Origin of the sequence: Rhizobium sp. Root491, from assembly GCF_001427205.1 — a bacterium.
Lineage (GTDB): Bacteria > Pseudomonadota > Alphaproteobacteria > Rhizobiales > Rhizobiaceae > Agrobacterium > Agrobacterium tumefaciens.
The window spans coordinates 948,369-965,178 of record NZ_LMFF01000001.1 but is presented as its reverse complement, the minus strand read 5'-3'; the positions used below and the strand labels follow the sequence as shown (position 1 = coordinate 965,178).

The window sequence follows — 16,810 nt, the reverse complement described above, 5'->3', positions numbered from 1 at the left end:
ACCTTCTCCTCCGGAGCTTTAGCCTACAAATGCTCCCGGTTATCCGAATTCTGCTCCGCCCGGTCCCGATAAAGTGCGGCACGCCCCAGCAGCATCAGCGACACTGGCGTCGTCACCGTCACGAAGATGCCGATAAAGATCTCGTGGAAGGCGAAGCGGTCGCCGGAGACGGAGAAATAGATGATCGAGGCCATGACGATGCCGCCGGTGCCCCAGCTGGTGCCGAGCGTCGGTGCGTGCAGGCGCTCGTAGAAGCTGTTGAGCTTGGCAAAGCCGATGGTGCCGATCAGCGTCAGCGAGGCGCCCAGAAGGACGAAGAACGCCACCAGAATAGCGGCCCAGAGCGGAAATTCTGCGGCATTGTTCATTCAATCACCTCGCCACGCATCATGAATTTGGAAAGGGCAACGGTGGAGACGAAGCCGAGGATCGCGATGAGCAGCGAGGCCTCGAAATAGATGTCGTTGCCGGTGCGCAGGCCGAAGGTCAAGAGAAGCAGCATGGCGTTGACATAGAGCGTGTCGACGCCGAGCACCCGGTCCTGGGCGCGTGGGCCGATGGCGATGCGGTAAACGGAAATCGTCATGGCAATGGCGAGCATCAGCTGCGCGAGCGAAAAGGACCAGAAAAGGATAATCGAGCTCATTCGAATATCTCCATCAAAAGTTTTTCATATCGGTTCTTGATGAGGCTTATCCAGGCCGCCTCATCCTCATCGTCGAGAACATGAAGCAGAAGCGTGCCTTGGCTGGAATTATATTCGAGCCAGGCGCTTCCCGGTGTCGAGGTGAGGATTGTCGCCAGAACGGCCAATCCCATCGGATCGCGAATATCGAGCGGCACCGCGAGGAAACCGGATTTGCGATCTCTCTCGCGCTGGAACAGAATGATCTTCACGACGGAAATATTGGACAGGACGATGTCGTAAAGCACGATCGCGATCAGCTTGACGAGCTTGTGCCAGTTGCGGATGCGCGGTTTTGCCGGCCGGAGCGACGCCATAGCCCAGGAGGCGATGAGGGCCACACCGGTGCCTAGCAGCAGATGTCCGGCTGAAAAGCTGTTGATCGTCATCCAGAAGATGATCAGCGACACCGTCAGCAGCGGGTAGGGCAGGACACGGCTTATCATGGCTGCGCCTCCGGATTGGTTCCCGCTCTTGGGGCGGAAATGACGCCCTGAATGTAGCTGGCCGGCAGATCGAGAATACGCGCCGTCTCCTGCATGTAGCGCATCACCGGCCCCGCCTGCACGGTCATGGCGAGTGTCAGTCCCAGCAGCAGCATGATGGGCGCTATTTCGATGACGAGAACACGCGGTACTGTGCCTTCGAGGGAGGCCCAGAAGGTGCGGATGCCCGCGCGGGTCATCGAGATCAGCGAGGCGAAACCTGCAAAGACAATCAGGAAGACCAGCCACCAGGAAAGGGTGGAGACGCTGTCATTGGCACCCAGCCCTGAAGGGTTGAGAATGGCGGTCAGCATGGAGAATTTGGCGATGAAGCCCGAGAGCGGCGGCAGACCGGCGAGGAGAATGCCGCAGGCTGCAAAACACGCCCCGAGCACCGCCATGGTGCCGGGCATGGTTACGCCGACTTCTTCTTCCTCTTCCTCCTCTTCGCCCTCGCCATAGGCTTCCATGGTTACGGCAAGAACGTTCGCGCCGGCATCCTGCCCGCGTTCCACCAGTTCGATCAGCATGAAGAAAGCGCTGATGGTGAGTGTGGAACTGACGAGATAATAGAGCGCGCCGGCTGCAACCGTGGGATTGCCGGTGCCCATGGCCGCGAGAAGTGTTCCCGAGGACACCAGAACCGAAAACCCGGCCAGCCGCCCAAGCGCCTGCGAGGCAAGAACGCCGATGGCGCCGAAGATGATGGTGGCGATGCCGCCGACAAGCAGGGCATCATGGCCAAAACCGGCCGATTCCCCGGCCGTCTGCCCGAAAAGCAGGAAGGACAGGCGGGCAATGACGTAGATGCCGACCTTGCTCATGATAGCAAACAGCCCGCCGACAGGTGCTGAAGCCGAGCCATAGGCGGAAGGCAGCCAGAAATTCAGCGGCCACATGCCAGCCTTGACCAGGAACGCGATGCCGAGAACCGCAGCGCCGGTTTCAAGCAGCATGCGCTGGTCCGGGTTGAGGCCGTCGATGCGGTGGGCAAGGTCACCCATGTTCAGCGTGCCGGTGACGCCATAAATGAGGCTGACGCCAATCAGGAAGAACAATGCGGCGACGAGGTTGATGGCGATGTAATGCAGCCCCGCCTTGACGCGCTGCTGACCGGAGCCATGCAACAGCAAACCATAGGATGCCGCGAGCATAACCTCGAAGAAAACGAAGAGGTTGAAGAGGTCACCGGTCAGGAAAGCGCCGTTGACGCCCATCAGCATCATCTGGAACAGCGAATGGAAATGCGCGCCTGCCTTATGCCATTTCGCCAGCGAATAGATCAGCGAGGGAATGGCAAGCAGTGCCGTCAAAAGCACCATCAGCCCGGAGAGGCGATCGGCAACGAGCACGATGCCGAAGGGCGCCGGCCAGTTGCCGAGCAGATAGACCCCGCTCGAAACCACCGCCGCGATCTCGGTATTGACCGTCGAGTTCACCTCGCGAAACAGCAGGATGGCGACAACAAGCAATATCACGGTCGAGGCAAGGCTGATGGCGGCCTTCGCCACGCGCTGGCGCTCGTCGAAGAACAACAGGAGGGCTGCGGTGATCAGCGGCACCAGAATGGGCGCGATGACGATGTGGAAGGGGAACGACATCATTTCGATTCCCTCCCGTCCACATGGTCGGTGCCGGTAAGCCCACGGGCGGCCAAAAGCACGACGAGGAACAGCGCAGTCGTCGCAAAGCCGATGACGATTGCCGTCAACACCAGCGCCTGCGGCACGGGGTCGGCAAGCGTGGAACTGTCGACGCCGTTCACCAGCACCGGCGGCGCATTGGTCTTGATGCCGCCGACGCCGAAGATGAACAGGTTGACGGCATAGGACAGCAGCGAAAGCCCGACGATGACCTGATAAGTGCGTGGGCGCAGGATCAGCCAGACGCCGGAGCCGGTCATGATGCCGATGCCGATTGAAAGAATGAGTTCCATTACACGTCCTCCGCTTTTGCGGCTTCAGGCGTGCGAACGCGGTAGTTACGCAACGATTGGTGTGCCAGTGCTATAAGAATAAGAACGGTGGAGCCGACGACCAGCGAGAAGACGCCGAGGTCGAACAGCAAGGCGGATGCTGTCGGCATTTTGCCGATATAGGGTATCTCCGTGTACTGGAAATAAGAGGTCAGGAACGGATAGCCGAAGTACCATGACCCCATGCCGGTTGCCGCCGCCATCAGAAGGCCGAAGCCCATCCAGCGCAGCGGCAGGATGCGGATGCGATCCTCCGCCCAGCGCGCGCCGCCGGCGAGATATTGCAGCAGGAACGCGATTGCCATGGTGATGCCGGCCGCAAAGCCGCCGCCGGGCAGATCGTGGCCGCGTATGAACAGGAAGATCGAAAAGGTGACGATAACCGGGAACATCCATTGCATGACGATGGACGGTACATAGAGATAGTCGCGCACCGTATCGCCCTTGCTGCGGTCGGGCCGCTCCGCATCGAAGGCGTTTTGCATCTGCTGCTGTTCCGGCACCCCGATGCTTTCATGCGCAGGGCGGAAACGGCGAAGCAGCGCAAAGACCGTTAGCGCCACGATCGCCAGCACCGCGATTTCGCCGAACGTGTCGAAGCCGCGGAAATCGACGAGGATGACGTTGACGACATTGGTGCCGCCGCCTTCCGAATAAGCGCGCTCGAGGAAATAGGTCGCGATGGCGTTCGGCACGGGCAGGGTCATGACCGCATAGGCGATGACGGACATGCCAATGCCGCTTGCTGCGGCCAGCAGGAAGTCACGGGCGCGGCGAAGCTGCGCCGGCAATTCATCGCTGCTGTCCACCTTCTCGAAGCGTTTCGGCAGCCATCTGAGACCGAGCAGGATCAGAACGGTGGTGACGATTTCGACCAGCAACTGGGTGATCGCGAGATCGGGTGCAGAAAGCCAGACGAATGTCAGGCAGGTGACAAGGCCGGAAACGCCGAGCATGATGAGTGCGGCGAGACGATGATATTTCGCCTGCCAGGCGGCACCCAGCGCGGCGATCATGCCGATCAGCCACAGAATGGCAAAGATCGGATCGAAGGACGTCACGCGCGGCAGCGACAATGAAAATTCCGAGAGGAAAAGCGGCGAGAAACCGGCAAGAATCGCCACGAGGATCAGAAGCCTCAGCTGCGGCTGCAGGCGCCGGGTGCCGAGCGTGCTTTCCAGCCACCGCGCCCACTTCCAGGACACGGTGACGAGAATGCGCTCGAAGATGCGCTGTCCCCGGAGATGCCGGAAGATCGGCGGGCCGTCGTCGCAGCGGGAGAAATAGCCGCCGAGCAGGGCATAGATGGCAACGCCGCCGCCAAGTGCCGCAATACTCATGATGAGCGGCAGGTTGAAACCGTGCCAGATCGACAGGCTGTAGACGGGCGTTTGCGGACCGAGAACGGAAAGCACAGCCGAATGCAGGAACGGGCCGATCGACAGGCTCGGAACGATGCCGACGATCAGGCAGGCGAAAACGAGGAACTCGATCGGGAAACGCATCCAGCGCGGCGGCTCATGCGGATTGAGGTTCGGCAGGTCAACCGGCTTGGGGCCGAAGAAGACCGTGTGGATGAAGCGTAGCGAGTAGGCGACGGCGAAGGCGCCTGACAACGTCGCGACGTATGGCAAAGCCCGGTCCAGCAGCGAGTCCGCGTGGGTTTCGACGGCCTCGGCAAAGAACATTTCCTTGGAGAGGAAGCCGTTGAACAGGGGCACGCCGGCCATTGCAGCGCTCGCCGCCATGGCGAGCGTCGCTGTTGCCGGCATATAGGTGTAAAGCCCGCTCAGCCGCCGCATGTCGCGCGTGCCGGTTTCATGGTCGATGATGCCGGCCGCCATGAACAGCGATGCCTTGAAGGTGGCGTGGTTGACCATGTGGAAGATCGCCGCAACCGCCGCAAGCGGGCTGCCCAGGCTCAAAAGCGTGGTAATGAGCCCCAGATGGCTGATGGTGGAATAGGCGAGCAAGCCTTTCAGGTCCTGCTGGAACATGGCGAAATAGGCGCCGAGCAGCAGGGTGATGACGCCTGCAGCACCCACCAGCCAGAACCATTCCGGCGTGCCTGCCAGCACCGGCCAGAACCGCGCCAGCAGGAAAACCCCGGCTTTCACCATGGTGGCCGAGTGCAGATAGGCGGAAACGGGTGTGGGCGCCGCCATGGCATTGGGCAGCCAGAAATGAAACGGAAACTGTGCGCTTTTCGTCAGCGCGCCGCCAAGGATGAGAATAAGTGCCGGCAGATAAAGGGAATGGGCGCGGATATCGGCACCGGCCGCGATGATCTTGTCCAGATCGTAGCTTCCCGCCATGTGGCCGAGGATCAGAAGCCCGGCGAGTAGGCTGAACCCGCCGATGCCGGTCACGGTCAGCGCCATGCGGGCGCCATCGCGCGCGCCGGCGTTCTGGTGCCAGTAGCCGATCAGCAGGAACGAGAAGATGCTGGTCATTTCCCAGAAGATCGACAGCAAAATGACGTTGCCGGACAGCACTATGCCGAGCATCGAGCCCATGAAGGCGAGCAGAAAGGCGAAAAACCGTGGAATAGGGTCCTGGGCCGACATGTAATATCGGGCGTAGAGAACCACGAGCAGGCCGATGCCGGTAATGAGGATCGCGAAAATCCAGGCGAAGCCATCCAGCCGCAGGGTAAAATTAAGCCCCAGCTGCGGCAGCCATTCCACATCGTATTTCAGCACGCCACCGCCACTGACATTTGGATAAAGAAGGATGCTGCCGACCAGGCCGAAGAGGGCTACGGCGCTAGCTACGTAGGCCGCGCTTGCGGCCGCGCCTTCGCGCGGCATGAAGGCCGTTATGAGAGCGCCGACGAACGGCAATGCGATAATAAATGGTAGAACGGTTGCAAGTGTCATATGCGGCGGCGGTTTTCTCTCTGGAATTGGAGCCTACGGCGGGTTTCCGACGACTCCGATCCCTCAAGGTTCGCAAGGAACCGAATGATGAGGACCGCCGGAACGACTAAGAGATAATATGCGGCGGTGCTCTTGGAACCACGTTCGCAAAGTCTCGGAAAGTTTGTGGCGCGATGGCAACAGGCGTGACGGCCGGTTTGGCGTCAGCCACGATCCGCAGGATGGTCGAGGGAAAACCGACGGGGCGAAGCCCCGAAGCACCGTTGTGAGCCTTGCAGCCGTGATCGTCGCCGGTGGTGCAGTCCTTATCGCGAAGCGAGGGGGAGTGGCTTAGGTCAGCCGTCTGCAATCGTTCCAGACGGCTGGTCTTTGAGATTGCCTTGATGCCGGATGGCGCCTGAAAGCCGATGATGACGAGCAGGCTCGCAACCACAAGACCGATCAACACTTGCGGATGGCGCCTTGAACAGCGGCATTTCTCCATCCGTAACAAGTTGGCGTCTCCTTGATCGTAAAGGTCTCTCTAAAGCATCACCGCTGAGCGAATATCCCGTTGATTTGTTTTAGGGGAAGGCGGACACGCTTGTCCAGCGCACAGGCTGGAAAAACCGCCCGTCGCGTCCGATTCCTTTTCGTTTTTGCCCGTTTGCGGCAAAGTAGGGGCGACAACGGCTAAAAGCTTTTACAAATTTTACCGTTTGACGCCGGTGCTGATGTTTCTTAACTTTCAAGCAAGGAATTAACCATAAAGATTGATGGTATTTCCACGGCGGAATGGGGTTATCTCCCCTTCCAGGCATGACGCCGCACTGCCGTACCGGGCCCGATCCGGTATTTCGTTTCTTGGTTCAAGAAGGTCAGGCAAGCGTCGATGCCGCATCGTCCGCGATGGGTATGTTCGTTCAAAAATCCCCCTTAAGGGTGCTGGCGTTCTGAACCTTGCCATTTGGCCGGGTTTTACCGGCCGTCATATTATTGGGGTCGTCGGTTGGGGCAGGACTTGCCATCAGAACAAGCGCGGAGATCGGCAGGCGCAAGCCTGGCGGGGCGGTTGCGCTTTGCCGGCCTCGACGAGACGCAATCCGATTTCCTGCGCAATTATCGCAGCATGCTGGAGCCTTACGTTAAGGCCGGCCTGCGCGATGTGATGAACCGTTTCCAGTCCATGCCGGACTGTTCGCCGTCTTTCGAAAGCGAAAACCAGCTCGACCGCCTGCACGATTTGCAATCCTCGCACTGGAGCGTGCTGACCGATGCGCGTTTCGATGGGCTTTATGCCGAGCGGGTGAAAGTGCTTTCCGACAATGCCGGGCGCATGGGTCTCGATCCTCGCTGGCAGATCGCCAGCCATGCCGTCGTTCTGGAACATCTGCTGGGCGGTCTGGTGACTGAGCACGCGCCGCGCTCCATCCTGCCCGGCAACCGCAAAAAGAGCCGCGAACTGGCGGAAGCCGTCAAGAACGTCGTCCGTCTGGTGATGGTCGATACCGAGATTGCCGTATCGTTGCGCTTCAATGAATTGCGCCTGCGCCATGGCCGGGAACTGGCAGAACAGCGCGACAATGACCGCTCCGAAGCCGCAAGGTTGCTGGGCGAAGCGTTGACGGCATTTGCCGCAGGCGATTTGCAGGCCCGCATCGGCGGCGACGTGCCCGACGCCTACCGCGACGTTGCTGCCACTTTCAATGCGGCACTCGAGACGATTGGCGCGTCACTGACATCGGCGCAAAACAGCATCGGTGAAGCCGAGGCGCTGAGCGCGCGGTTTGCCGACATTGGCCGTTCCATGGCGGAGCGCTCCCGCCAGCAGGCCGCAGCCCTTGCCGAGACCTCCCGTGCGATCCAGACGATGATCGGGGATGTGGCCGAAAACGGCGCCCGCATTTCGGCGGCGGAGACGGCGGTTTCCCATGCCCGTGAGGCGGCGGTCGAAAGCGGTAAGGCAATCGGTGAGGCGATAAACGCCATGTCGGATATCGAGCAATCCGCCGAGCAGATCGGACGGATCATCGGCACGATTGACGAGATCGCTTTCCAGACGAACCTTCTCGCCCTCAACGCCGGCATCGAGGCAGCACGCGCCGGTGACAGCGGACGCGGTTTTGCCGTTGTCGCGCAGGAGGTCCGGGCATTGGCCCAGCGTTCCGCAGACGCTGCAAGAGAGATCAAAAGCCTCGTTGGCTCCACGAAAAAGCAGGTCGAAGGCGGCGTGCACATGGTCAACCGCACGCAGGACGCAATCGGCGGTGTTGTCCGGCAGGTATCCGGCATCAACGACATGATCACTGAGGTCTCCCGGCACGCGGCAGAGCACGCCGGCGAATTGCAATCAGTCGCTGCCGACATCGGTGAACAGCAAAGACAGGCTGACCGGAACCTTGCCGATATGGGCAATGGCTCCTCGGAGGCCGATACGCTTCACACTGTCATTCTGGAACTCGGCCGCACCATTCGCGAATTCCGCATTGCCCGTCAGGGACAGGCGGCAGCTGTCGCCGCTACGGCTCGGCAGGACACATCATTTGTGGCCCGTGTGGATAACCGCACGGATTACGGCCAGGATTACCAACAATTCAGACGCCAAGGAGTCATGTAATGGCAGCCAGAAAAGCAGCTGAGGCGACGCTGAAACTGTCACCGGTGCTGGATCTCAACGAGGCATCGGCGCTGCACGGCAAGCTGATGACGCTGAGAGGAGCACCTTTGTCGGTGGATGCGTCCGAGGTGGAACGTATCGGTGCGCTTTGCGCCCAGGTCCTGATGGCCGGTGCGAAGTCCTGGGAAGAGGACGGCAAGCCGTTCGGTTTTGCCAGAGTGTCCGATGCATTCGACAAGACCATGAAACTGATAGGCGTCGAAATCGATCATTTGCTCCTGAAGGAGATCAAGAAGTGAAGAAAAAAGTTCTTACCGTGGATGATTCCAGAACGATCAGGAACATGCTCCTGGTCACGCTCAACAATGCCGGTTTCGAGACAATTCAGGCCGAAGACGGCATTGAGGGTCTCGAAGTGCTGGAGCAGAGCAACCCCGACGTCATCGTGACCGATATCAACATGCCCCGTCTTGACGGTTTCGGCTTCATCGAGGGTGTGCGTCGCAACGAGAAGTACCGGGCCATACCGATCCTCGTTCTGACGACCGAAAGCGACGCAGAGAAGAAGAACCGCGCCCGTCAGGCCGGTGCGACCGGCTGGATCGTCAAGCCGTTCGATCCTGCGAAGCTCATCGATGCCATTGAACGCGTAACTGCCTGATACGGGACATTTCACGATGGATATGAACGAAATCAAGGAAATCTTTTTCCAGGAATGCGAGGAACAACTCGCGGAACTGGAATCGGGGCTTCTTAAATTGAATGACGGTGACCGTGATCCGGAAACCGTCAACGCCGTTTTCCGTGCCGTTCATTCCATCAAGGGCGGGGCGGGTGCCTTCGGTCTGGATGATCTCGTGGCCTTCGCCCACGTTTTTGAAACGACCCTCGACTGCGTTCGCTCCAACAAGCTGGAACCGACACAGGACGTCCTGAAAGTCATGCTGCGTTCCGCCGACGTGCTGGCGGACCTGACCAATGCGGCAAGAGACGGCGGCAGCGTCGACGAAAGCCGCACCCGTGGCCTCGTCAAGGAACTGGAAGCCCTGGCCAACGGCGAAACCGTCCACGCATCCGCGCCGGTGGCAGCGCCGGTTGTCGCAAAGATGCCGGAACCCGTCGCGCCCAAGCCGACGGACGATAGCGGTTTCGAGCCGATCCCGTTCTCCTTCTCGGACTTTGCCGATGAAACGACGCCGTTGATGGAGACGCCGTCTTTCCAGATAACCTTCAAGCCGCACGCATCGCTTTATTCGAAAGGCAATGAAGCAGCCCTTCTCCTGCGCGATCTCTCGCGCATCGGTGAGATGAGCGTCAATTGCGACCTGTCGGAACTGCCCTCGCTCGACAAGCTCGATCCAGAAGCGTCCTATTTCTCCTGGACGGTTTCGATCTCGACCGACAAGGGTGAAGAGGGTATCCGCAGCGTCTTCGAATTCGCCGAATGGGATTGCGATCTCGAAATCACCCCGATTCTTTCGGAAACTGCCGCGGATGCGGAAGAGCTGCCGATGATCCCGGTTCCGTTCGACCTGTCGGCTCTCGACGGTGATGCGGAAGGGGAACCGGCCGTTGTGACCGCCGGGGCGGAAGAGCCCTACGTTGCCGCAGTCGTCGAGGCTGCCGTCGCAACGACGCAGATCGCCCAGAGCGTCAACGCCGCCATCGAAAAGCGTGAGGCTGCGGCAGCGCCGGCCGCAGCGCAGGCGAATGCCAATGCCGCGGCCAATGCAAGCGCCGGCCAGACCATCCGTGTCGATCTCGACCGTGTTGACCGCCTGATCAACCTCGTCGGCGAGCTTGTCATCAATCAGGCGATGCTGTCGCAGAGCGTCATCGAAAACGATGCGAGCGGCACGTCTGCCGTCAACATGGGTCTCGACGAACTCCAGCAATTGACGCGCGAAATCCAGGACAGCGTCATGGCGATCCGTGCGCAGCCGGTGAAGCCTGTCTTCCAGCGCATGTCGCGTATCGTTCGCGAAGTTGCCGACATGATCGGCAAGCAGATCCGCCTCGTTACCGAAGGCGAGAACACGGAAGTCGACAAGACGGTCATCGACAAGCTGGCCGAACCCCTGACGCACATGATCCGCAATGCGGTGGACCACGGCATCGAAACGCCGGAAAAACGCGAAGCCGCTGGCAAGAACCCGGAAGGCACCATCAAGCTTTCGGCCAAGCACCGGTCGGGCCGCATCCTGATCGAGCTTCAGGACGATGGCGCGGGCATCAACCGCGAGCGCGTTCGCCAGAAGGCGATCGACAACGATCTCATTGCCGCCGATGCGAACCTCACGGATGAGGAGATCGACAATCTGATCTTCGCGCCGGGCTTCTCCACCGCAGACAAGATTTCAGACATTTCCGGCCGTGGTGTCGGCATGGATGTGGTCAAGCGTTCCATTCAGGCGCTCGGCGGCCGCATCAACATCTCCTCGCGCCCCGGTCTTGGCTCGACTTTCACCATGAGCCTGCCGCTGACGCTTGCCGTTCTCGACGGCATGGTGGTAACCGTGGCCGGCCAGACGCTTGTCGTTCCGTTGACGGCAATCGTGGAAACCCTGCAGCCGGAAGCGAAGAACATTCACTCCTTCGGCGCCAACCAGCGGCTGATTTCCATCCGCAACTCTTTCTGCCCGCTGGTCGACGTGGGACGCGTTCTGAACTTCCGTCCGACCCAGGCCGATCCTGTGGAAGGTGTGGCGCTTTTGGTGGAATCGGAAGGCGGCGGCCAGCGCGCCCTGATGGTCGATGCGATCCAGGGACAGCGCCAGGTCGTCATCAAGTCTTTGGAAGCCAACTATACCCATGTTCCAGGCATTGCCGCCGCCACCATTCTGGGTGACGGACGCGTTGCGCTCATTCTGGATGTCGACGCCATCGTCAGCGCTTCGCGCGGGCAGCCACTGAAACAGGAAATGTCACTCGCGGCGACGGGTTGAAGGCGGATATCCAATGGCAGCACTTAATCTCAGCGATCAGCGACAGTCTCCCGATGACGTTCTTGCCAGCGGCGAATATCCGCTGACGAGACGCGATTTGTCGGAGATCGCTGCGATGATCTACGCGGATGCGGGCATCTATCTCAACGACACCAAGGCGTCGCTGGTCTATTCGCGCTTGTCCAAGCATATCCGCAATCTCGGACTGGCCGGGTTTCGGGAATATTGCGCACTGGTGTCATCGCCCGATGGAGCGGCTGCGCGCCGCGAAATGCTGTCGCACCTGACGACGAATTTCACGCGCTTCTTCCGCGAGAACCACCATTTCGAACACCTGCGCGACGAGGTCCTGCCGGGCCTAATTGCAAGGGCAAAGACCGGCGGACGCGTCCGCATCTGGTCGGCCGCCTGTTCCGACGGGCAGGAGCCCTATTCGATTGCGCTCACCGTGCTCGCCATGTTTCCCAATGCGGCGGACTACGATTTCAAGATCCTGGCGACGGACATCGATCCGAAGATCCTGGCGCAGGCCCGTGCAGGCGTTTACGATGACAACGCTCTCGAAACCGTGTCTCCCGCCATGCGCAAGCAATGGTTCACGGAAGTTGATGCCGGCGGTCGCCGCAAGTTCCGCATCGATGACAAGGTCAAGCGCCTCATCACGTTCAATGAACTGAACCTGATGACGCAATGGCCCTTCAAGGGCAATTTCGACGTCATCTTCTGCCGCAACGTCGTCATCTATTTCGACGAGCCGACCCAGATGCGTATCTGGACGCGTTTTGCAGGCCTGCTGCCGGAAGGCGGTCATCTTTACATCGGCCATTCCGAAAGAGTGTCCGGCGACGCCAAGAACCTGTTCGACAATACCGGCATCACCACCTACCGCTACATTGGTCACACGTCCGGGAGGAAGGCATGAGCGCACTCGCACGGGTCCTCGTCGTCGATGATTCCCCCACCATGCGTGGCCTGATTTCCGCCGTCCTCAAGGCCGATCCGGAGGTTGAGGTGGTTGGGCAGGCCGGCAATGCCATGGAAGCGCGCGCCGCCATCAAGCAGCTCAATCCCGATGTCGTGACGCTCGACATCGAGATGCCGGAAATGAACGGCCTCGAGTTTCTCGAAAAGATCATGCGACTGCGGCCGATGCCGGTCATCATGGTCTCGTCCCTGACGCACCGCGGCGCGGATGCCTCGCTCGCCGCGCTTGAAATCGGTGCTTTCGACTGTGTCGGCAAGCCGGCTCCAGGCGATGCGCGCCCCTTCGGCGACTTGGCCGACAAGGTCAAGGCCGCCGCACGGTCGCAACACGCAGCTTACCGCGCGGCGCGCCCGGAACCCGTTGTCGCAGCCCAGCCGACCCCGGTCAGCGATTATCGTGCCGGCCGCAAAGTCGTCGCCATCGGCTCCTCCACCGGCGGTGTCGAGGCACTGATTGCCGTGCTCCAGAAGTTTCCGGCCAATTGTCCGCCGACGGTCATCACCCAGCACATGCCGCCGACTTTCACCAAGAGTTTCGCGGAACGGCTGAACCGCATCTGCGCACCCGTCGTGGAAGAGGCGACGGATGGGGCGCGCCTGCAGACCGGCAAGATCTACCTTGCGCCGGGCGGTGAACGCCATTTGCAGATTTCCAATCGCAACGCGCCCTGCTGCCGGCTTATCGAGCGCGATCCCGTCAACGGCCATCGCCCTTCGGTCGATGTGCTGTTCGATTCGGTCGCCGAGCTTGCCGGACGCAACGCCGTCGGCGTCATTCTCACCGGCATGGGCCGCGATGGCGCGGCCGGGCTGCTGAAAATGCGGCATGCCGGTGCGCGAACCGTCGGCCAGAACGAAAAAACATGTGTCGTCTACGGCATGCCCAGAGTGGCCTTTGAACTTGGCGCCGTTGAACTGCAATTGCCGCTGGCCTCAATCGGCGAAGAAATCCTGAAACTAACCACTGCCCGCAAAGAAGGTGCTGACTAATGTCTCTCGCAGAAAAGATCAAAGTTCTGATCGTCGACGATCAGGTGACCAGCCGGCTGCTGCTCAGCGATGCGCTGACACAGCTCGGCTTCAAGCAGATCACTGCCGCTGGCGACGGCGAGCAGGGATTGAAGATCATGGAGCAGCAGCCCCATCATCTCGTTATCTCCGACTTCAACATGCCCAAGATGGACGGTCTCGGTTTCCTGCACGCCGTGCGGGCCAACCCGACCCTCAAAAAGGCGGCCTTCATCATCCTCACCGCACAGGGCGACCGTGCGCTGGTGCAGAAGGCAGCGCAGCTCGGCGCAAACAACGTGCTGGCCAAGCCCTTCACCATCGACAAGATGCGCGCAGCCATCGAAGCGGTTTTCGGATCGCTGAAATGATTGAAGCTGCGGCCAAGCGCGTACATATCATTCAGGGCGAGTACAAGGTTGTCAGCGATCCCGACGTGGTCATGACGACGATACTCGGTTCGTGCGTGGCCGCCTGTCTGAGAGACCCCGTTGCCGGCATTGGAGGAATGAACCACTTCCTGCTGCCGGGAACGGGCAACGTGACCGGTGGGGATGCGACGCGTTATGGCGTGCATCTCATGGAACTGCTGATCAACGGTCTTCTGAAGAAGGGCGCACGCCGCGACCGGCTGGAGGCGAAGGTTTTCGGCGGCGCAAAAACGATTGCCAGCTTCTCCAATGTCGGTGAGCAGAACGCCATCTTTGCCATGCAGTTTCTGAAGGATGAAGGCATACCGGTCATCAGCTCCTCCACGGGCGGGGATCATGGCCGCAAGATCGAGTTCTGGCCGGTTTCGGGCCGTGCACGACAGCATCCGCTGAGCGGCGCGGAAACCCAGAAGACGGTCGCCATGGAAACGCGTCCGGTGCCGGCCCCCAAGCCCGTCGCCAACGACATCGAATTTTTCTAGTCACGGAGTTTCCAATGCAGATTGCAAACAACACCGGCACCACTCCGTTCGAAGAAGCCTTGCCCGACGTTCTGATGCGCGTGGTATCGGAACTGCACGATGTCGCCTATCTGATCGAGCGCATCGAGCCGCAACTGCTGGAAGCGACAAGCGGCGAATTGTCCAGCGATGGCGTCAAGCTCTTGCAGGGCATCGACCTTGCCGTCCAGAAAACCCGCGGCCTTGCCGAGTTCATCGATACCGTCACCGGCTCCATTCCCGGTGATTGGATCGTGGATGTCTCGACCGCGCTCAGCCTCGTCAAGCTGGCAGAAATGCAAAAGGCGCTGGGCGCAGCCATCCGCCATGGCCATTCGCAGCCGCTGGACAAGGTCGCCGGCGACTTCGATCTGTTCTAGACAGCATTCATCTGGCGGTCCCCTTCCTTTCGCGGATTGCGGATAAAGGCAACGCTCGCGCAAGCTTCGCACCCTATTGTCATTACGGGGCCAAAAGGTCTCGGACTCTATGAATGACGGTGCGGAACAGAATGAATCTGTTAAATCAAATCCCTCAGGTCTTGAAGAATTTCGCGGCGCTGGGTCAGACACGGTTGTTGATGCTGGGCGGCGTGGGCATTTTGTCCATGGCCATTATCCTTGCAGCAGCACTTTACGTGAACCGTCCCGCTTACGAGACCCTTTATGTGGGACTTGAAAAAAGCGACCTCAACAAGATCAGCATTGCACTCGCCGAAGCGGGGCTGGACTTTCAGGTTGGAACGGATGGCGCCAGCCTCCAGGTTCCGGTCGGCCTCACCAGCAAGGCAAGGCTGCTTCTGGCCGAGCGCGGCCTGCCTGACAGTGCCAATGCCGGTTATGAGCTTTTCGACAATGTCGGTTCTCTCGGCCTGACTTCCTTCATGCAGGAAGTGACCCGGGTTCGCGCGCTTGAGGGTGAGATCAGCCGCTCCATTCAGCAGATCGACGGAATTGCGGCCGCACGCGTCCATATCGTCATGCCGGATGTCGGTAATTTCCGTCGCGGTGAGCAGAAGCCCACCGCATCGGTCATGATTCGAGCCAATGCCACCGCCGGGCGCAAGGCGTCCGCTTCCATCCGTCATCTCGTCGCCTCGGCCGTTCCCGGCCTCGAGGTCGATGACGTGACGCTGCTCGATTCCACCGGCCAGCTCCTCGCTTCCGGTGACGACGTCACCAACGCCGCCATGAACCGCTCGTTGACGCTGGCGCAGAACGTTCAGCAGGAAATCACCACCAATATCGACAAGGCGCTGGCGCCTTTCCTCGGCATGGACAATTTCCGCTCCAGCGTGACGGCGCAGCTCAATACCGACAGCCGGCAGATTCAGGAAACCGTCTACGATCCGGAATCGCGCGTGGAGCGCTCCGTTCGCACCGTTAAGGAAGACCAGAAGTCCCAGGAAACGCAGCCCGATACGGCCGCGACCGTGGAACAGAACGTACCGCAGGCAGCGCCCCAGGGCGGCGCAGGTGGCCCGCAGTCTTCCGACCAGTCGGCCAAGAAGGAAGAGCAGACCAACTACGAAATCAATTCCAAAACGGTCGCCACCGTCAAGAATGGCTATACCGTCGAGAAGATTTCGGTCGCCGTAGTCGTCAACAAGGGTCGCATCGCCAAGATGGTCGGCGAACCTGTCGACCAGGCCAAGATCGACGCCTATCTTGCCGAAATGCAGAAGATCGTCACCTCGGCTGCGGGCGTTTCCTCCGATCGCGGCGATATCGTCACGCTGACGGCGATGGACTTCCTCGAAACGCAGTTGCTCGACGAAGCCGCAAGCGGGCCGGGCATCATGGAAGTGCTCAGCCGCAATTCGGCAGGCATCATCAACTCGCTCGCCTTCGTCGCTGTTGCTTTCCTCGTCGTCTGGCTCGGTGTACGCCCTCTGGTTCGTACGGTCACCGGCAACGGCGCGGCAGCAGGCCAGATCAGCCAGGAGACCGCAGGCCTCGAACTGCCGGATTTCTCTCCCGGCATGGATGCGGGTGCTGGTGGTCTCATGGAAGGGTTTGGGGCGGATTTCGGCTTCGACAGCACCGACGATCTTCTGGCGGGTGGCGACAGCGAAGGCACCTTCAACCGCCGGGTTCGCGAAGGACCGGAGCGCAGGCTCTCCCGCATGGTGGAAATCAGCGAAGAACGCGCAGCCAAGATACTTCGCAAATGGGCAGTGGAAAAAGCTGCATGATTTTGAAAAAGGCCGGGGTTATCCCGGCCTTTTGCGCATTTCCGGGTTCTTTGGTATCTTGGCGCCGCGCGCGGTCGCATTCCCGCTTTGGGACACTGTTTACAAAAAATTCAGCAACGATACAGTTT

17 protein-coding genes are annotated in these 16,810 nt (G+C 60.2%); 10 read left to right on the top strand and 7 right to left on the bottom strand.

All coding sequences use genetic code 11. The annotated features are described in order from the left end of the window. Window positions 1-23: 23 nt before the first annotated feature. From mnhG to ASD46_RS04770, 7 genes are all read right to left on the bottom strand, one after another. Window positions 24-368 carry a monovalent cation/H(+) antiporter subunit G gene (gene mnhG / locus ASD46_RS04800; RefSeq protein ID WP_025592428.1) on the bottom strand — a complete coding sequence of 115 codons (345 nt, stop codon included), beginning with the start codon at window positions 366-368 and terminating at the stop codon, window positions 24-26. Then, window positions 365-646, bottom strand: coding sequence for a K+/H+ antiporter subunit F (locus tag ASD46_RS04795; protein ID WP_003514989.1), 282 nt, complete (start codon window positions 644-646; stop codon window positions 365-367). Before ASD46_RS04795 ends, mnhG begins: the two co-directional genes overlap by 4 nt. Next, window positions 643-1,131 carry a Na+/H+ antiporter subunit E gene (locus ASD46_RS04790; protein ID WP_003514990.1) on the bottom strand — a complete coding sequence of 163 codons (489 nt, stop codon included), beginning with the start codon at window positions 1,129-1,131 and terminating at the stop codon, window positions 643-645. Before ASD46_RS04790 ends, ASD46_RS04795 begins: the two co-directional genes overlap by 4 nt. Next, window positions 1,128-2,774: a monovalent cation/H+ antiporter subunit D gene (locus tag ASD46_RS04785; protein ID WP_003514992.1), complete on the bottom strand. Its 1,647-nt coding sequence runs from the start codon at window positions 2,772-2,774 to the stop codon at window positions 1,128-1,130. Before ASD46_RS04785 ends, ASD46_RS04790 begins: the two co-directional genes overlap by 4 nt. Next, a complete protein-coding gene (locus ASD46_RS04780) occupies window positions 2,771-3,106 on the bottom strand; it encodes a Na+/H+ antiporter subunit C (protein WP_003514993.1) in 336 nt (111 codons plus the stop codon). Before ASD46_RS04780 ends, ASD46_RS04785 begins: the two co-directional genes overlap by 4 nt. Then, complete coding sequence (locus tag ASD46_RS04775; protein WP_025592430.1) at window positions 3,106-6,024, bottom strand: monovalent cation/H+ antiporter subunit A; 2,919 nt, start codon at window positions 6,022-6,024, stop codon at window positions 3,106-3,108. The genes ASD46_RS04780 and ASD46_RS04775 overlap by 1 nt, the downstream gene beginning before the upstream one ends. Before the next feature lie 106 nt (window positions 6,025-6,130). Further along, window positions 6,131-6,508: a hypothetical protein gene (locus ASD46_RS04770; RefSeq protein WP_003514995.1), complete on the bottom strand. Its 378-nt coding sequence runs from the start codon at window positions 6,506-6,508 to the stop codon at window positions 6,131-6,133. A gap of 516 nt (window positions 6,509-7,024) precedes the next feature. On the opposite strand from ASD46_RS04770, the gene ASD46_RS04765 reads away from it, so the two are divergent. The 10 genes from ASD46_RS04765 (at window position 7,025) to fliF (ending at window position 16,682) form a co-directional block, all read left to right on the top strand. Next, window positions 7,025-8,620, top strand: a complete 1,596-nt coding sequence (locus tag ASD46_RS04765; RefSeq protein ID WP_236742462.1) for a globin-coupled sensor protein — start codon at window positions 7,025-7,027, stop codon at window positions 8,618-8,620. Beyond that, the gene (locus ASD46_RS04760) at window positions 8,620-8,919 is read left to right on the top strand and encodes an STAS domain-containing protein (RefSeq protein WP_013635450.1); all 300 of its coding nucleotides are present in this window, start codon (window positions 8,620-8,622) and stop codon (window positions 8,917-8,919) included. Before ASD46_RS04765 ends, ASD46_RS04760 begins: the two co-directional genes overlap by 1 nt. Continuing rightward, entirely contained in the window at window positions 8,916-9,281 is a 366-nt protein-coding gene (gene cheY1 / locus ASD46_RS04755) for a chemotaxis response regulator CheY1 (protein WP_003493773.1), read from the top strand. Before ASD46_RS04760 ends, cheY1 begins: the two co-directional genes overlap by 4 nt. Window positions 9,282-9,297: 16 nt before the next feature. Beyond that, on the top strand, window positions 9,298-11,565 hold the full coding sequence (locus ASD46_RS04750) for a chemotaxis protein CheA (RefSeq protein ID WP_025592437.1): 2,268 nt from the start codon (window positions 9,298-9,300) through the stop codon (window positions 11,563-11,565). A gap of 13 nt (window positions 11,566-11,578) precedes the next feature. Then, window positions 11,579-12,487, top strand: coding sequence for a protein-glutamate O-methyltransferase CheR (gene cheR / locus ASD46_RS04745; protein ID WP_019564320.1), 909 nt, complete (start codon window positions 11,579-11,581; stop codon window positions 12,485-12,487). Then, a complete protein-coding gene (gene cheB, locus ASD46_RS04740; protein WP_013635453.1) occupies window positions 12,484-13,539 on the top strand; it encodes a protein-glutamate O-methylesterase CheB in 1,056 nt (351 codons plus the stop codon). Before cheR ends, cheB begins: the two co-directional genes overlap by 4 nt. Beyond that, the gene (cheY2, locus tag ASD46_RS04735; RefSeq protein WP_003515008.1) at window positions 13,539-13,928 is read left to right on the top strand and encodes a chemotaxis response regulator CheY2; all 390 of its coding nucleotides are present in this window, start codon (window positions 13,539-13,541) and stop codon (window positions 13,926-13,928) included. Before cheB ends, cheY2 begins: the two co-directional genes overlap by 1 nt. Continuing rightward, window positions 13,925-14,470, top strand: coding sequence for a chemoreceptor glutamine deamidase CheD (cheD, locus tag ASD46_RS04730; RefSeq protein ID WP_003515010.1), 546 nt, complete (start codon window positions 13,925-13,927; stop codon window positions 14,468-14,470). Before cheY2 ends, cheD begins: the two co-directional genes overlap by 4 nt. Window positions 14,471-14,484: 14 nt before the next feature. Then, a complete protein-coding gene (cheT, locus tag ASD46_RS04725; RefSeq protein ID WP_003515012.1) occupies window positions 14,485-14,868 on the top strand; it encodes a chemotaxis protein CheT in 384 nt (127 codons plus the stop codon). 131 nt (window positions 14,869-14,999) lie between these two features. Then, window positions 15,000-16,682 carry a flagellar basal-body MS-ring/collar protein FliF gene (gene fliF, locus ASD46_RS04720; protein WP_003515013.1) on the top strand — a complete coding sequence of 561 codons (1,683 nt, stop codon included), beginning with the start codon at window positions 15,000-15,002 and terminating at the stop codon, window positions 16,680-16,682. The last annotated feature ends 128 nt before the right edge of the window (window positions 16,683-16,810 follow it).

What these genes read in the sequence shown, in the direction of transcription:
- fliF (WP_003515013.1), top strand. Translation starts at nt 15,000, where the DNA reads ATGAATCTGTTAAATCAAATCCCTCAGGTCTTGAAGAATTTCGCGGCG.
- ASD46_RS04790 (WP_003514990.1), bottom strand. Translation starts at nt 1,131, where the DNA reads ATGATAAGCCGTGTCCTGCCCTACCCGCTGCTGACGGTGTCGCTGATC.
- ASD46_RS04775 (WP_025592430.1), bottom strand. Translation starts at nt 6,024, where the DNA reads ATGACACTTGCAACCGTTCTACCATTTATTATCGCATTGCCGTTCGTC.
- ASD46_RS04770 (WP_003514995.1), bottom strand. Translation starts at nt 6,508, where the DNA reads ATGGAGAAATGCCGCTGTTCAAGGCGCCATCCGCAAGTGTTGATCGGT.
- mnhG (WP_025592428.1), bottom strand. Translation starts at nt 368, where the DNA reads ATGAACAATGCCGCAGAATTTCCGCTCTGGGCCGCTATTCTGGTGGCG.
- cheB (WP_013635453.1), top strand. Translation starts at nt 12,484, where the DNA reads ATGAGCGCACTCGCACGGGTCCTCGTCGTCGATGATTCCCCCACCATG.
- ASD46_RS04750 (WP_025592437.1), top strand. Translation starts at nt 9,298, where the DNA reads ATGGATATGAACGAAATCAAGGAAATCTTTTTCCAGGAATGCGAGGAA.
- ASD46_RS04760 (WP_013635450.1), top strand. Translation starts at nt 8,620, where the DNA reads ATGGCAGCCAGAAAAGCAGCTGAGGCGACGCTGAAACTGTCACCGGTG.
- cheD (WP_003515010.1), top strand. Translation starts at nt 13,925, where the DNA reads ATGATTGAAGCTGCGGCCAAGCGCGTACATATCATTCAGGGCGAGTAC.
- cheY2 (WP_003515008.1), top strand. Translation starts at nt 13,539, where the DNA reads ATGTCTCTCGCAGAAAAGATCAAAGTTCTGATCGTCGACGATCAGGTG.
- ASD46_RS04795 (WP_003514989.1), bottom strand. Translation starts at nt 646, where the DNA reads ATGAGCTCGATTATCCTTTTCTGGTCCTTTTCGCTCGCGCAGCTGATG.
- ASD46_RS04785 (WP_003514992.1), bottom strand. Translation starts at nt 2,774, where the DNA reads ATGATGTCGTTCCCCTTCCACATCGTCATCGCGCCCATTCTGGTGCCG.
- ASD46_RS04780 (WP_003514993.1), bottom strand. Translation starts at nt 3,106, where the DNA reads ATGGAACTCATTCTTTCAATCGGCATCGGCATCATGACCGGCTCCGGC.
- cheR (WP_019564320.1), top strand. Translation starts at nt 11,579, where the DNA reads ATGGCAGCACTTAATCTCAGCGATCAGCGACAGTCTCCCGATGACGTT.
- cheT (WP_003515012.1), top strand. Translation starts at nt 14,485, where the DNA reads ATGCAGATTGCAAACAACACCGGCACCACTCCGTTCGAAGAAGCCTTG.